The sequence below is a fragment of the Fluviicola sp. genome (assembly GCF_039596355.1).
Classification (GTDB): Bacteria; Bacteroidota; Bacteroidia; order Flavobacteriales_D; family Crocinitomicaceae; genus Fluviicola.
The window spans coordinates 140,560-155,792 of record NZ_JBCNJW010000003.1 but is presented as its reverse complement, the minus strand read 5'-3'; the positions used below and the strand labels follow the sequence as shown (position 1 = coordinate 155,792).

The 15,233-nt window shown below is 43.2% G+C and carries 16 protein-coding genes; 12 read left to right on the top strand and 4 right to left on the bottom strand.

Annotation, left to right across the window (positions count from 1 at the left end; all coding sequences use genetic code 11):
* Positions 1 to 27: 27 nt before the first annotated feature.
* The gene (locus tag ABDV94_RS08670; protein ID WP_343606545.1) at positions 28 to 837 is read left to right on the top strand and encodes a 2,3,4,5-tetrahydropyridine-2,6-dicarboxylate N-succinyltransferase; all 810 of its coding nucleotides are present in this window, start codon (positions 28 to 30) and stop codon (positions 835 to 837) included.
* A gap of 65 nt (positions 838 to 902) precedes the next feature.
* Here the strand turns inward: ABDV94_RS08670 and ABDV94_RS08665 are convergent, their stop codons facing one another.
* Positions 903 to 3,170 carry an aconitate hydratase gene (locus ABDV94_RS08665; protein ID WP_343606543.1) on the bottom strand — a complete coding sequence of 756 codons (2,268 nt, stop codon included), beginning with the start codon at positions 3,168 to 3,170 and terminating at the stop codon, positions 903 to 905.
* Between the two features lie 412 nt (positions 3,171 to 3,582).
* On the opposite strand from ABDV94_RS08665, the gene ABDV94_RS08660 reads away from it, so the two are divergent.
* From ABDV94_RS08660 to ABDV94_RS08645, 4 genes are all read left to right on the top strand, one after another.
* Complete coding sequence (locus ABDV94_RS08660; protein WP_343606541.1) at positions 3,583 to 4,125, top strand: hypothetical protein; 543 nt, start codon at positions 3,583 to 3,585, stop codon at positions 4,123 to 4,125.
* Between the two features lie 155 nt (positions 4,126 to 4,280).
* Positions 4,281 to 4,640 carry a TfoX/Sxy family protein gene (locus tag ABDV94_RS08655; RefSeq protein ID WP_343606540.1) on the top strand — a complete coding sequence of 120 codons (360 nt, stop codon included), beginning with the start codon at positions 4,281 to 4,283 and terminating at the stop codon, positions 4,638 to 4,640.
* A 19-nt stretch (positions 4,641 to 4,659) separates the two neighbouring features.
* The gene (locus ABDV94_RS08650) at positions 4,660 to 5,229 is read left to right on the top strand and encodes a Crp/Fnr family transcriptional regulator (protein WP_343606539.1); all 570 of its coding nucleotides are present in this window, start codon (positions 4,660 to 4,662) and stop codon (positions 5,227 to 5,229) included.
* Positions 5,230 to 5,292: 63 nt separating this feature from the next.
* Positions 5,293 to 5,958 (top strand): MBL fold metallo-hydrolase, encoded by a 666-nt coding sequence (locus ABDV94_RS08645; RefSeq protein ID WP_343606538.1) that lies wholly within the window; start codon positions 5,293 to 5,295, stop codon positions 5,956 to 5,958.
* Between the two features lie 101 nt (positions 5,959 to 6,059).
* On the opposite strand, the gene ABDV94_RS08640 is transcribed toward ABDV94_RS08645, so the two are convergent.
* Positions 6,060 to 8,828 (bottom strand): bifunctional aconitate hydratase 2/2-methylisocitrate dehydratase, encoded by a 2,769-nt coding sequence (locus tag ABDV94_RS08640; RefSeq protein ID WP_343606536.1) that lies wholly within the window; start codon positions 8,826 to 8,828, stop codon positions 6,060 to 6,062.
* 226 nt (positions 8,829 to 9,054) lie between these two features.
* Between ABDV94_RS08640 and ABDV94_RS08635 the strand changes: the two genes are divergently transcribed.
* The 5 genes from ABDV94_RS08635 (at position 9,055) to rplI (ending at position 12,638) form a co-directional block, all read left to right on the top strand.
* The gene (locus ABDV94_RS08635) at positions 9,055 to 9,960 is read left to right on the top strand and encodes a hypothetical protein (protein WP_343606534.1); all 906 of its coding nucleotides are present in this window, start codon (positions 9,055 to 9,057) and stop codon (positions 9,958 to 9,960) included.
* Positions 9,961 to 10,028: 68 nt separating this feature from the next.
* Positions 10,029 to 11,396 carry a hypothetical protein gene (locus tag ABDV94_RS08630; protein WP_343606532.1) on the top strand — a complete coding sequence of 456 codons (1,368 nt, stop codon included), beginning with the start codon at positions 10,029 to 10,031 and terminating at the stop codon, positions 11,394 to 11,396.
* 129 nt (positions 11,397 to 11,525) lie between these two features.
* A complete protein-coding gene (gene rpsF, locus ABDV94_RS08625) occupies positions 11,526 to 11,873 on the top strand; it encodes a 30S ribosomal protein S6 (protein WP_343606531.1) in 348 nt (115 codons plus the stop codon).
* 25 nt (positions 11,874 to 11,898) lie between these two features.
* Complete coding sequence (rpsR, locus tag ABDV94_RS08620; protein WP_013685774.1) at positions 11,899 to 12,162, top strand: 30S ribosomal protein S18; 264 nt, start codon at positions 11,899 to 11,901, stop codon at positions 12,160 to 12,162.
* A 29-nt stretch (positions 12,163 to 12,191) separates the two neighbouring features.
* Positions 12,192 to 12,638, top strand: coding sequence for a 50S ribosomal protein L9 (rplI, locus tag ABDV94_RS08615; RefSeq protein ID WP_343606528.1), 447 nt, complete (start codon positions 12,192 to 12,194; stop codon positions 12,636 to 12,638).
* Positions 12,639 to 12,813: 175 nt separating this feature from the next.
* Here the strand turns inward: rplI and ABDV94_RS08610 are convergent, their stop codons facing one another.
* Positions 12,814 to 13,437 carry a hypothetical protein gene (locus tag ABDV94_RS08610; RefSeq protein ID WP_343606526.1) on the bottom strand — a complete coding sequence of 208 codons (624 nt, stop codon included), beginning with the start codon at positions 13,435 to 13,437 and terminating at the stop codon, positions 12,814 to 12,816.
* Between the two features lie 418 nt (positions 13,438 to 13,855).
* Between ABDV94_RS08610 and ABDV94_RS08605 the strand changes: the two genes are divergently transcribed.
* Together ABDV94_RS08605 and ABDV94_RS08600 are read left to right on the top strand one after the other, a co-directional pair.
* The gene (locus tag ABDV94_RS08605) at positions 13,856 to 14,326 is read left to right on the top strand and encodes a peroxiredoxin (protein ID WP_343606524.1); all 471 of its coding nucleotides are present in this window, start codon (positions 13,856 to 13,858) and stop codon (positions 14,324 to 14,326) included.
* Positions 14,313 to 14,786, top strand: coding sequence for a YciI family protein (locus ABDV94_RS08600; RefSeq protein ID WP_343606522.1), 474 nt, complete (start codon positions 14,313 to 14,315; stop codon positions 14,784 to 14,786). The genes ABDV94_RS08605 and ABDV94_RS08600 overlap by 14 nt, the downstream gene beginning before the upstream one ends.
* Here the strand turns inward: ABDV94_RS08600 and ABDV94_RS08595 are convergent.
* Positions 14,783 to 15,232 carry an SRPBCC family protein gene (locus ABDV94_RS08595; RefSeq protein ID WP_343606520.1) on the bottom strand — a complete coding sequence of 150 codons (450 nt, stop codon included), beginning with the start codon at positions 15,230 to 15,232 and terminating at the stop codon, positions 14,783 to 14,785. The two genes, ABDV94_RS08600 and ABDV94_RS08595, sit on opposite strands and share 4 nt — an antisense overlap.
* Position 15,233 lies beyond the last annotated feature (1 nt).

Sequence of the window (15,233 nt, the reverse complement as noted above, 5' to 3'; positions counted from 1 at the left end):
CATTACTTTTGTCAAAAATCAAAAAATATGCGTTCCATTATAGAAGCTGCCTGGGAAAACCGGGCTTTGTTAGAGCAAGCTGAGACACGTCAGGCGATTGAACATGTGATCGAAGAAATCGACAAAGGGAGACTGCGCGTCGCAGAACCGAATGACGACGGTTCCTGGCAAGTGAACGAGTGGGTAAAAAAAGCCGTTGTGATGTATTTCCCGATCCGCAAGATGGAAACCATTGAGGTTGGCCCTTTCGAGTTCCACGATAAAATGGCGCTGAAAACAAATTATGCCGAGTTGGGTGTACGTGTTGTTCCGCATGCAGTGGCACGCTACGGTGCATTTGTTGCTCCGGGAGTGATCATGATGCCTTCTTACGTAAACATCGGTGCGTATGTGGATTCCGGAACCATGGTTGACACCTGGGCAACGGTTGGGTCCTGTGCACAAATCGGGAAAAACGTGCACCTGAGCGGTGGTGTTGGAATCGGTGGTGTTTTGGAACCGTTGCAGGCTGCTCCGGTAATCATCGAAGACGATGCGTTTATCGGTTCACGCTGTATTGTTGTGGAAGGCGTGCGTATTGGGAAAGAAGCCGTTTTGGGAGCAAACGTTTGTTTAACAATGTCGACCAAAATCATTGACGTAACAGGGGCAGAACCGGTTGAACTGAAAGGATATGTTCCGGAGCGTTCGGTGGTGATCCCGGGTTCTTATACGAAATCATTCCCGGCTGGCGAATACCAGGTTCCATGTGCATTGATCATTGGAAAGCGTAAGGCTTCTACGGATTTGAAAACCTCTTTGAACGATGCCTTGAGAGAACACCATGTAGCGGTTTAACTCACTATTGAAAATGCAAAAAAAGGTGGGGACGCGATGCGCGTCCCCACCTTTTTCTTTTTTATTTATTTTTCATTCAGCTTGATCAGGTTTAGTGCCGAACCGGCTTTAAACCACTCAATCTGCTGATCATTATACGTGTGATTCAACAGGATGTTTTCTTTCGAACCGTCTGCGTGAACGATTTCCAGCGTCAATTGTTTTCCCGGTGCAAAATCAACCAGGTCAATGAAGTTGAACGTATCGTCTTCTTTGATTTTATCGTAATCTGCTTCGTTTGCAAAGGTCAAGCCCAGCATCCCCTGTTTTTTCAGGTTTGTTTCGTGGATTCGTGCAAATGATTTCACGATGACCGCACGAACTCCCAAATGACGTGGTTCCATTGCTGCGTGTTCGCGGGAAGATCCTTCTCCGTAGTTTTGGTCTCCCACTACAATGGAAGGAATTTCTGCCGCTTTGTACGCACGTTGTGTAGCCGGAACTTCACCGTAAGAACCTGTGAGCTGATTTTTCACTTCGTTTGCTTTTCCGTTGAATGCATTTTCAGCACCAATCAGCATGTTGTTTGAAATGTTATCGAGGTGACCACGGTAACGCAACCACGGACCGGCCATTGAAATGTGGTCGGTGGTACATTTTCCTTTTGCCTTGATCAATAATTTCGCTCCCAGGATGTTTTGTCCGTCCCAGGCAGGGAAAGATTCCAGCAATTGCAAACGCGTTGAATCCGGTTTCACAATGACCTGAACACCCGAACCATCTTCAGCCGGAGCCTGGTATCCCGGATCCTCTACATCGAATCCTTTCGTAGGAAGTTCATCTCCGTGCGGAGGTAATAATTTCACTTGCTCTCCTTTATCGTTTGTCAAAGTATCCGTAATCGGGTTGAAGCCCAAATCTCCGGAGATTGCCAAAGCAGCCACCATTTCGGGGGAAGTTACGAATGCATGTGTATTCGGGTTTCCATCTGCCCGTTTGGAGAAGTTCCGGTTGAACGAGTGCACAATCGTATTTTTCTCTTGCTTGTCCGCTCCTTCACGATCCCATTGTCCGATGCAAGGTCCGCAAGCATTGGTAAATACTTTCGTTCCCATTTTCTCGAAGGTCGCAATGATTCCGTCGCGCTCAATCGTATAGCGAACCTGCTCCGAACCCGGGTTGATTCCGAATTCTGCTTTCGGAGTAATTCCATGTTTCACAGCCTGCTCCACGATGGAAGCTGCACGCGACATATCTTCGTAAGAAGAGTTGGTACACGATCCGATCAGACCCCACTCTATTTTCATCGGCCAGCCGTTTGCTTCTGCTTCTGATCTCATTTTTGAAACCGGCGTTCCGCGATCCGGAGTAAATGGTCCGTTGATGTGCGGCTCCAAAGTATCCAGGTTGATTTCGATTAACTCGTCGAAATATTTTTCCGGATTGGCGTATACTTCCGCGTCACCCGTTAAATGTTCTGCAATCTGATCTGCCAAAGCCACGACTTCTGCTCTACCCGTTGCATTCAGGTAACGGCGCATTGAATCATCGTATCCGAATGTTGAGGTCGTTGCACCGATTTCCGCCCCCATGTTACAGATGGTTCCTTTCCCGGTTGCGGAAAGCGAAATTGCTCCGTCGCCGAAGTACTCAACGATGGCCCCGGTTCCTCCTTTTACGGTGAGGATATCCGCCACTTTCAAAATCACGTCTTTTGCCGAAGTCCAGCCGTTTAATGTCCCGGTCAGTTTCACCCCGATCAGTTTCGGGAATTTCAACTCCCAAGGCATTCCTGCCATGACGTCTACCGCGTCAGCACCACCCACACCGATTGCGACCATTCCCAATCCACCGCCGTTCACTGTGTGCGAATCGGTTCCGATCATCATTCCTCCCGGGAACGCATAGTTTTCCAGCATGACCTGGTGAATGATTCCGGCTCCCGGTTTCCAGAAACCGATCCCGTATTTATTGGAAATGGAGGACAAAAAGTTGAACACTTCGTTGTTTTCATTCAGGGAGCGCTGTAAATCTGCATCGGCCCCCACTTTTGCCTGAATCAAGTGATCACAATGCACCGTTGAAGGAACGGCTACTTTCTTTTTCCCTGCCTGCATGAATTGCAGCAAAGCCATCTGAGCCGTTGCATCCTGCATCGTCACGCGATCCGGAGCAAAATCCACATAGGACTTGCCTCGCTCGTGCGCAACGCTTGCCTCCCCATCCCACAAGTGGGCATATAAAATTTTCTCCGCCAATGTCAGCGGTTTGTTAACCACTTTGCGGGCAGCAGCGATACGAGAAGGATATTTCTCATAGACTGCCTTGATCATATCTAAATCGAAAACGGCCATATTTTAAGTAAGTTTTGTGTACCTCTAAATTTAAGCATTAAAAAAATGAGATGTTCTAAATTAAAGTTATAAATGCATAGATTTTTTCGATAATAGATCAACCGCAAAGAGAAGGAGGGTGTGAAGGGTGAAGTTTGTGTTTCAGGGAATATGGTTATATCGGTTTAAAAGATTGATCTTTCCAAATCCACCAATCTACCGGCACAGGAAATTTATTCGGAACTGATCGCACATCTCTCGACTTTGAATAATACACGTTAACAGCAATTAAGAGGATTACTTTTGACAGGATATTGTTACTTTTGATCAGCAATTTACTTGTCCACCTATCAATTCTCATTTGTCAACCTGAAAGGATCAAGTTTTTTTCATAAACTCCCTAGCAATCAAGCTTAAAAAACGAAACCCGAAGATGAAAAAATGGCAACTCAAAGTATTTCTAAGTTTAATTATTTGCGCAGGAATTATCAGTTATCCATTCTTTACAATCAAGTACTTTGAAACTTCAACAGCACTATTGATCACTGCAAAATATCTGTTAATACCAATCATTTTACTCTTGTCCCTTTTCGGACCTCGATTTTACTATAGAAAAGTCAAACCTTTGGATCATAATATCCCGAAAAATAAATTGAAAGCAAAGGCACGCGATATTATTTCCATTGTGATGATGATTATTTTCACATCCGGAATTTTGTTTGGAATGGCCTTTTCATTAATCATTACCACAAATAAATTCCTGGGAAAATCAGAAGTCGTTACAATTAAAGAACCCGTAATAACTTACTCCATATCCGCAAAGAAAAATGGAAACCCCAGGCATTACATCGAATTTTTAAATCCAAAAACCGGAAAAAGAGTTGAGTTGGAAGTTTATAGAAAATATGAAGTTGGGGAGCTTTTTGAGAAAAGAATGAAATACGGTGCCTGGGGCATTTTATATGCAACAAAATAAAAAGCCCCTGCACTTCGACTACGCTCAGTGGCTAGGGCTTTGAATACCATCCCGTAAGTTTCGGATTGGATGGCAACGGGATAATTCTCATATTTGAACTCAAACATTCCAACCGGTGAAGCAGCAGCAACCCGGGCTTGAAAAATAAGTTGAATATGGCCTATAACGAAGATACATTGGAGCGGATACGCCAAGTGCTATTGTCCAAAGAAGTGGATTTCCAGGAGAAAAAGATGTTCATGGGAGTTTGCATTATGGTTGACGATAAAATGTGTTGTGGAACACATATTTCAAAGAATAACCATGAAGATCTTCTTTTTTGCAGAATCAGTGATGAAGACTATTTGAAAGCTGTGGAAAGGAACGATGTTTTACCCATGAAAATGGCCGAACGGGTCATGAAAAATTACATCTATGTCATGGAACACGGATTCAACAGTTCAAAGGAATTGAATTATTGGATCCAATTGTGTTTGGATTACAATCCCAAAGCAAAATCGAGCAAACGAAAATGAAAAAATATCTAAAATAAAAATGGAATCCCTTATTCATCAAATTACCCAATACGCAACGTTCTCTGAGGCCGATCTGGATAGTGTTCAATCCAGGTTCAAACACCATCAATTCAAGTCTAAAGAATTTATTCTGAAAGAAGGGCAGGATTCCACACAGCTGCATTTTATTATTACCGGTTTAGTGCGTGTTTTTTATTTGAGGGACGGCAAAGAAATTACAACGTACCTGTCTTGCGACAATGGTTTTGTTTCCGCTTATTCCAGCTTTATCAATCAAACAAAATCAGCTGAATTCTTACAATGCCTGGAGGACACGGAAACTTATTCCATCCATTTCAAGGACATGCAGGAATTATATGAAATGATCCCTCAGTGGCAAAAAATCGGAAGAATCCTATCAGAAAACATGGTCAATTGCTTTGCAGAAAGGTTTTTTAAGATTCATTCCATCCCGGCAAAAGAAAAATACCTTGACTTTTTAAATACTGCCGACAAAAAAATCATCCAGCGCACTCCGTTGATTCATATTGCTTCTTTTTTAGGAATCACTCCCGAATCTCTCAGCAGGATAAGAAAAGAGATTTCTTAACATATATCAAAGAATAATAGATTCCTACACCTCATTTTTGCTGTTTAATTTTATTCGTTAAAAATGAAAGAAGTAGCCAAAAATGTTTATCAAATCGCCCTCTTCCCCAGAAGCGGAATTAATTGTTATGTCATCGATGACATACTGGTAGATGCCGGAATCAAAAGTTCTGCCAATAAAATTCTCAATGCCATCAAGCATTCCGATATTACCAAGCATGTCTTAACACATGCTCATCCGGACCATCAGGGCGCAAGCAGTATTGTGTGTACAAAACGAAACATACCTCTTCTTACATCTGTCATCGAGAAGGAACATGCGGAATCGGGAAAAGTCATTTACGACTATCCCAACAACAGGCACTGGATCGCAAAATTTCAACAACGGTATTGGGCCGGAAGCGGACATAAAGTATCTCATTTACTCCGGGAAGGTGATGAAGTGGGGAGTTTTACGGTTATTGAAACCCCCGGACATTCAAAAGGGCATATTTCTTTATTCAGAGAAAAGGATGGAGTACTGATTGTCGGAGATACCTTGGTAAATATGAATTTACTGACAACCATTTCCGGACTTCATGAACCTCCCGGTTTATTTACAACTGACCGGATAGAGAACAGGAAATCGATTCACAAATTATTCAACCTAAAACCAAAAATACTTTGTTTCGGACATGGTTCTGTTCTATACGACAAGGGAGAATTTGAGACCTTTATGGCAAAACTCTAATACTGCATGCGGATGGTTAAAAACGCTCCGTCTTTAATTAAAAAACCCCGGCATTTCGACTACGCTCAATGACCGGGGTTTTATTATTATTTGGTATTCTATTAATTCGCCAACAGCTTGTGTGAAGGAGCAAACTTCGTTAAGTTGATTCCTTCTACAGCCTTTTTGTATTCTTCGATGGATGGAGTTCTACCCAAAATAGTCGAAAGAACAACCACCGGTGTAGAAGAAAGCAAAGATTCTCCTTTTTTACCTTCCGCATCTTCTACCACACGTCCCTGGAACAAACGGGTTGAAGTTGCCATTACGGTATCTCCCTTTTCCGCTTTCTCCTGGTTCCCCATACACAAGTTACATCCCGGACGCTCCAGGTACAACATGTTTTCGTATTTCGTACGTGCTTCTCCTTTCGGAGCGTCGTCATTGAACTCGAAACCGGAGTATTTCTGCAACACTTCCCAGTCGCCTTCCGCCTTCAATTCATCTACGATGTTGTAAGTCGGAGGAGCAACAACGAGCGGTGCTTTGAATTCCACTTTCCCGTTTTGTGCTTCTACGTTTTTCAACATCTGAGCCAGGATTTTCATGTCTCCTTTGTGCACCATACAGGAACCGATAAATCCAAGATCTACCTTTTTATCTCCACCGTAGTAAGACAACGGTCGGATGGTATCGTGAGTATAGCGTTTGGAAACGTCTTTGTTATTTACATCCGGATCCGCGATCATCGGTTCTGCAATCTGATTCAAATCAACTACTACTTCCGCGTAGTACTTCGCGTTTGCATCCGGAGTCAACGCCGGCTTCTCTCCTGATTTAATCTCAGCAATCCGCTTATCTGCTCTGTTAATCAATCCCTGAAGTACCTGGCGCTCATTGTCCATTCCTTTATCAATCATGATCTGGATGCGGCTTTTCGCAATTTCCAGTGATTCGATCAGGGTATCGTCTTCTGAAATACAGATAGACGCTTTCGCTTTCATCTCCGCAGTCCAGTCGGTAAATGTGAATGCCTGGTCAGCAGTCAATGTTCCGATGTGAACCTCGATGATTCGTCCCTGGAATACGTTTTCTCCACCGAACTGGTGCAGCATCTGAGCTTGTGTTGCGTGAACCACATCGCGGAAGTCCATGTAATCCGGCATCGATCCTTTGAACGTTACTTTCACGGATTCCGGGATCGGCATGGAAGCTTCTCCAGTAGCCAAAGCCAGGGCAACTGTTCCGGAGTCTGCTCCGAATGCTACTCCTTTCGACATCCGTGTGTGGGAGTCACCACCAATGATAATCGCCCACTCGTCTACTGTGATATCATTCAGTACTTTGTGAATTACGTCGGTCATGGAATGGTAAATCCCTTTCGGGTCGCGCGCTGTGATCAGACCGAAGTCGTTCATGAACTTCATCAGTTTCGGGATGTTTGCCTGTGCTTTTTTATCCCAAACAGAAGCTGTGTGACAACCTGACTGGTATGCACCGTCAACGATCGGTGAAATCACCGTAGCCGCCATCGATTCCAATTCCTGAGCCGTCATCAACCCGGTTGTATCCTGTGATCCAACGATGTTTACTTCTACGCGCACATCGGAACCTGCGTGCAATACTTTCCCCGGAGCGATTCCAACGGCATTTCGGTTGAAGATTTTCTCTACTGCGGTCAATCCCTGTCCTTCAACAGAAACTTCTTTTGACGGAGCAAATACAACCGGAGCTTCAATTCCCAATGTTTTCGCAGCAAACGTCTGGATTTTCTTACCAAAAACGATTGCGTAGGATCCACCTGCTTTGATGAATTCCATTTTCTGCGGCGTGAATGCCTTGGAAATATCAATCAGCTCTTTGTCGCCGTTATATAATTTTTTTGTTTTTGTATTGATGGTCAAAACAGTACCTGTTGCAACGGAATACACCTGCTCCAAAACCGGCTCATCGTTTTCATCACGCACAACATTTCCTTCAGCGTCTGTTTTCTTGACCCAGTTTTTCAAATCCAACCCGATTCCTCCGGTAACGTCAACTGTTGTAAGGAAAATCGGTGAAATTCCATTGGTTCCTCCTACGATCGGAGCGAAGTTGACAAACGGAACGTAAGGACTTGCTTGTTTTCCGGTCCACAATGCCACGTTGTTCACACCTGACATACGGGATGAACCTACACCCATCGTACCTTTTTCAGCAATCAGCATCACGCTTGCATCCGGATGTTGTGCCTGCAATGCTTTGATTTCTTCCTGTGCCTGTGGCGTAATCATACATTTACCATGCAATTCACGGTCTGAACGGGAGTGAGCCTGGTTCCCCGGAGACAATAAATCGGTTGAAATATCTCCTTCACCGGCGATGAATGTCACTACTTTGATTTCTTCAGCAACATCCGGAAGTTTGGTAAAGAACTCCGCTTTCGCGTAGCTTTCCAAAATTTCCTTCGCAACCGCATTCCCATTGTGGTATGCTTCTTTCAAACGATCTGTATCTGCATCGTACAGGAACACCTGTGTTTTCAATACATCCGCTGCCTGTTGTGCAATTGCGGCATCATTTCCCAGTGCCAGATCAAGCAATACGCTGATGGAAGGCCCACCTTTCATGTGAGACAGCAACTCAAAAGCGAAAGCGGGTGTAATTTCTTCTACTACTGACTCTCCAAGAATAATCTCTTTTAAAAACGCCGCTTTCTCACCTGCTGCACTCGTCGTACCCGGCAACGTGTTGTAAATGAAAAACTGAAGGGAATCCTGCCTGTATGCATTCCCTGCATCTTTAATCTGAGCAATAATTTCGCTTAACAATTCAGCGCTGTCAATTGGTTTCGGGTGAAGTCCCTGCGCTTTGCGCTCTTCAATTTCCCGGATGTATTCTTGATAGTTCATAAAAGGATTACAAAAGTCGTTTTTTAACAATTTGTTTGATGCGCGAATTTAGCCAAAAGCAATGGAATTCAAAACACAAAAGATGCTAAGATAGTATAGTTTCAAGCTATTCAGATTGGTTCTAAATTGCATCCATTTAAATCCCGGTTTTCGATGTATCCGCAGCGGCTTTTGTTTACCTGTTTCACTTTCCGACATCTGGGTTAAAACCCATACCGCAAGTCCTATGAAAAAAGGTGTTCTGATTCTCTTTGCCTCTTTATTGCTCTTCGGAAGTTGTCAGCTTTTCCGGCCAACAGTCATTTACCAGGAATACGATAAAATTCCCGATACCAAGAACCGGAACACGTGTAAATTCATGACAGATTCTGTTCTGGTTTATGCGATTTTCGTTGACGTAGACAGCTATCATCCCTGGACGGAATTCGACATCCGTTCCACGATGGATTCACTGAAAAAAGCCACAAACTGGCTTCAGTCGCAAGCCGGTAATTACTCCCATTCCGTGCAGTTCGAGCCGGTTCAATACAAAGACGGTGGCAGGCTCACGATTTACGAGCGATCAGTGAAAGTCAACTTATCTCACGAACAAGCATTTATCCGCGAAAGAAGATCCCGGTTCAAAAAATGGATTTCCTGGTCGGATGCTATTGCGAAAAAGGCCGGGAAGGGACTCAAGTATATTCCGTCATCAAAAGTCAGCCAGCGCTTAAAAATTGTCAATGTGCAAACCCTGAACCAGGCGCTGCGCGACAAGTACAAACGGGAAAATGTAGCGATTCTGTTTTTCGTGAACGGGTATTACGAAGATCACCCCAGCTATTCTTTCCACACGGAATCGGATCGATTTGCGGAATATTCGATTATCACCAACAAGAATCCGGCGGTGATCAGCCACGAGATTCTGCACCTTTTCGGTGCTGTAGATCTTTACCCCAATAAGGCTTATCCGAATTTCAATTTCAAAGAACTGGCTGAAAAGTTCCCGGACGAGGTGATGCGCATTCAGCACAAGGAGATTTCCCGGCTGTCTGTTTCACCGATCACGGCTTATTTTATCGGCTGGCAGGATAGTTTGGACAAACCGAATACGCGTTTGCTGCTGCACAAGTATGATTTGAAGGGGTATTGAGATTGAGACAACGAACTGTTTGTTTTAATTTTAGCTAATTTTACGGCATTATATCACTTCAACCTCTTATGAAGATTTTTTCGCTTATTCTTTTCACCTGTTTTTTCGGACTTTCCGCCCAAAGCCAAACTTCAAAAGAAGAACGTCCGTACTATTATATCGGGAAATATGACAACAAGAATCTGTACATCCAATCAACGTATCGGCAGCAAAGCAACCGGGCAACGCTTTACGAATTGACCGATGATGAGATCGTTGAATCCGAAAAGATTGAAATCCGGAATGCACTCATCCATCAACTGTATATCTTTGAGGAAGCGTTCTATGCCATTACGTCGTCCGTAACCGGCGACAATTTTTACCTGACAACCTTCGATAAATTTCTGAAGGAAAAGGAATCCATCGAAATCCTGTCCCTGACAAACAACCAGATGAGGGGATTAAGAAGCGGCGATTATTCGCTGAAATTTTACCACCGAAAGGATCATGCAGCAGTTGTGATTATTGGCGACGAAATCACCGTATGCTCTCTCAACTTCACTATGCTTGATTCAAAAACGTTCACGATTCCGACAAGACTGAACACCCATTTTATTTCGGATGTTTACCTGGAAGAAAACCTGGATGTATACATTTCAAGAAGAGATGAGCTGTTCCATTTTAAAAACGGAGTATTGCAAACACCTAAAATCAGCCGCACAACTCTTCCCGGAACGATTGACGAATGGAAGTTTGTAGATACTGACTCTGATCCTTACCTCGTTTCCATGATCACCCAGGGCGGATCCGTCAGGGGTTTTGCTTATGCTCCTCTAAATCCGGAATCCATTCAACTGAAAGAATGTGTCGTAAAACCTGAAAAAGTAGGATCCCGGGGCAAAATAAAACTCACTTACAATTCGCTTGTCAAGGCAGAAATCAATGAAAACAAACTTATTTGCACCGTACAACGTATCGAACAGGCAATCAACGAAACGATCATGATTTCTTGTATTGATATTCCGAAACAGGAAAATCTGTGGAATTTCCAGGTACTCAGCATACACGATGCTCCTTATATATGGAAAGAGAATCAAAACCCTTTAAACCGGGCTTCCTTTTCGTTTATACAAGACGGGAAGTTGTTTTTCTTCTTCAATGCCGCCGTGAAAAAATTGAACCCGGAAAACTTCTTTGAAACAGATAAACGGGTCATTACTTACGACATTTCCATACAGACCACCATTATTCAATCTGAAATTGATCTGAATACCGGGGAAAACAGCACCAAACCGCTTCACGCGGATTTCAAGTCAGAAAGCTTTAAGATTTTCAACTCTTCCTATCACCTGGATGACAAGAATAATCTTCACTTTATCACTTATAAAGAATACAACAACAAACCTTACTACGAAATGCTGAAACCGGAAAAGAAGGTTGAAACCGTTCAGTTGTAAGCATCGTTAAATGTGATTCTGGCATCTTTTTCACCCAAAGTCAACATTTTAAGGATTTTATTCCTACCTTTGCACCCCGCTAAGTGAGTCTTGGCGGTAAATTAGTATCAATAACAAATAAGTTTAATTATGAATTCTTACGAAACTGTTTTCATTCTTACTCCCGTTTTGTCTGAAGATCAGGCAAAGGAAGCAGTGCAAAAGTACGAAAGCGAATTGGCTGCCATGGGTGGTAAATTGACGCATTCTGAGAGCTGGGGCCTTAAAAAATTGGCTTACCCGATCCAAAAGAAATCAACTGGTTTCTATTTCTTGTTCCAATTCGATGCTGAAGGTTCAGTGATCGCTGATCTGGAATTGGCTATGAAACGTGACGAGCGCATCATGCGTTTCCTGACTGTGAAAATGGACAAGGATCACGTTGCTTACGCTGAGAAACGTCGCAAAAAAATGAGCGGAGCTCCGGTTGAAGCTTAATTATTTACCATTCAATTTTAAGAACATGTCACAAAACGATATTCGCTATTTAACTCCGATTAACATCGAGATTAAAAAAGACAAATACTGCCGTTTCAAAAAAAGCGGAATTAAATTCATCGATTTCAAAGACGCTACTTTCTTGTTGCGTTTGGTGAATGAGCAAGGTAAAATTTTACCTCGCCGTATTACCGGAACTTCTGCGAAATACCAGAAGAGAGTTAACAAAGCTATCAAACGTGCTCGTCACCTGGCTATCTTGCCTTACGTTGGCGATATGTTGAAATAGTCTCGTATTCATTTTAAAGACACGAAATCATGGAAGTAATTCTTAAGAAAAATATCGATAAATTAGGTTACAAAGACGAAGTTGTAACTGTAAAACCAGGATACGGACGTAATTTCCTGATTCCTCAAGGTTACGCTTCTTTGGCTACTCCTTCTGCGAAAAAAGCGCACGAGGATATGATGAAGCAACGCGCTCACAAAGAGTCTAAAATCGTTGCTGAAGCAGAAGCTATCGCAGCTAAATTGGTTGAAGTTACTGTTAAAATCAGCACGAAAGTGGGTGAGAACGGTAAAATCTTCGGTTCTGTTAACACAGTTCAGTTGTCTGAAGCGTTGAAAACAGCAGGATTCGACATCGACCGTAAGGCTTTGAAAATCAAAGATGAGCCAATCAAAGAAGTTGGTACATTCGAAGCTGAGGCAAACTTGCACAAAGGAGTGAAGCCTGTATTCAAATTCGAAGTAGTAGGAGAATAAGATTTTCCGAAAATCATATTGAAATCCCGTTGTTCTGAGAACAACGGGATTTTTTTTGCAACTTCTTTTCGAACCGCGAATTGAGCAGATGATACGATACAGGTCAAAGAAAAGCTTATCGCTGATCCAACAACACAACCATCCTCGAGATCAGCGTAATTTGCGGAAGCCCCATTTACTTTTTCACGACTGTGACTTTCATCTGGCAATCACTACAGGAACAGGAAGCTTTTCCGGTATTCAAATCATACACTTCCTTGCATCCGCAGGAACCGGTACAATCGATCACTTTGACCGTATCGATCATCTCATTTGCATCACCTGCCAGCACAACCGTTTCAATAACTCCGTCTCCGAAATCAAACGAGTAGGTCTCCACATACTTATCTCCATCGGTGATAAAATGGTAACGCACCAGGGAATAGCTCTGCCCGGTATATGCTTCCTCCATGTATTTCTGAAACACATCCAGGTAGTACACTTCAAATTTTGCGTTGACCAGGTTTGTCACGGTAGTCGCTCCGTTTTTAGTACTCGTCACTTTCATCGTACAGCCCGAACAGGAACATGAAACGTAATTGTGCCCACCTCCACCACCAAGCTGTCCGGTCAATGAACAGGATTCTGATGAACTGGTACACGATCCGCTGCATTCGATTTCAACTTCGTTTTGACTGATTTTTTCCTGGAATTTTTCGGTCTTTACAGTGGCGGAACCTGTATTTTCTTTCTGACACGAAAACACCAATAAGGCGCTTGAACAAAGGAGCATGACTGATCCCAAAAGCAATCTTTTCATAATTTATTTCATTAAAATGAAGTTCCCGTTTCTAAACAGCAGGGAACACAGACTGGCTTAGACGTGAATAATGGTCTCTTTTACAGTGAATAAGCGATGCAAGATACTTGAAAAATAAAACTTATTCAACTATTCCATAACTTCTTTTTTACGCTTTTGTTACATGCAATCATCGCCACACTCCAACCCTAACTATCTTAAATCACTGAAAAACAGGTAGAAAAGCAGCAAGACAGATTTACACTTTAGAGTAATTCACTTCCAAATTTTACACAAATGTAACGAATTATTTCCATTCATGTTACACCATGCGCTCTTATCGCGGTTTTCATTCACACGCATTTGCCAGAAGTAAAAAATAGTTTCGCTACAAACGCATTCTTTTTGCATCTTTGTTCAACACATAAATGACAAAGTCATGGCAATAGCAGTTGGTGATCAATGTCCGGTTTTTACACTGAAAGACCAGAATAATGCAGCTTTAGATATTCAATCCGTTCTCGGGCAAAAGGTTTTGGTGATCTATTTCTATCCCAAAGATGACACTCCCGGATGTACCGCTGAAGCATGTTCTTTTCGCGACAGTTACGAGGATTTCAAAGACCTGGGTTGCGAAGTAATCGGTATTTCGAGTGATTCACCCAGGAAACATGCGGAATTTGCCGCTAAGCACCGGTTAAGCTTCACATTACTTGCCGACACAGAAAAAGCAGTCCGCAAAACATTTGGTGTTCCGGGAAACCTCTTCGGACTGATTCCGGGACGCGTGACGTACATCGTTGACAAAAACGGAATCGTGCGCCATATCTACAATTCTCTGACGAATGCCGCTACGCATATTGATGAATCGCTGAAAGCCGTAAAACTGATTTGCGATGAAAGCAATTAAAGCGTTAGCCGGAATCCTGTTGCTTGGATTACCACTCCTTTCCTACTCACAAGAGGATTTGCAGGAGGAAAAAGCAGGTTTCGATCCGGAACTAGCCAGACAACTGGGTGCAGACGAATACGGCATGAAGCATTACGTCATAGCTTTTCTGAAACGCGGCCCGAATTCAAGTCAAAATAAGGAAGAAGCCGATCGTTTGCAACGCGCCCACCTGGACAACATTAAAGCTCTGGCAGATCAGGGAAAACTAGTTGTTGCAGGCCCTTTTCTCGATAACGGAGACATTCGCGGAATGTATATTTTCAATGTAGAAACAGTCGAAGAAGCAGAGGCACTAACCAAAACCGATCCGGCTATCCAGGCAGGAAGATTGATAATGGAACTGCATCCATGGTATGGTTCCGCAGCACTGATCAAAACACTTGAAATTCACAAATCGGTGGCGAAAAAGCAGATTTAGAAGCGCTTCTCCACCTCCTGAAAACGGTAATCAAAAATTCCTTCCAGTTGTTTTCTCACAAACAACCGGTGGGCCAATTTGCCTAAAATTCCGAAAGGGAGCGAATAACTTACGATATCTGTCATTTCAACTCCTCCCTCCACGGCTTTGAAATGGTGTTCATGATGCCACATTTTGTAAGGTCCCTGGCGTTGTTCATCCACAAAGTAGCGCTGGTCTTCCACCACAGTAATTTCGGTCACCCAGGACAATGGAATATGCATCACCGGCGAGATCTTATAGGCAATGATCAGCCCCTCGTAAATCTCAGCAGGGGTTTCTGTCAAAACGCGAAACTTCATGTATCCGGGAGTAATTTTCTGCAGGTTCTCCGGAGCAGAGAAAAACTTCCAGCAAGTTTCCAGATCGGTTTTGACAAGTTGCGTGCGTTTAATTTGATACATCATT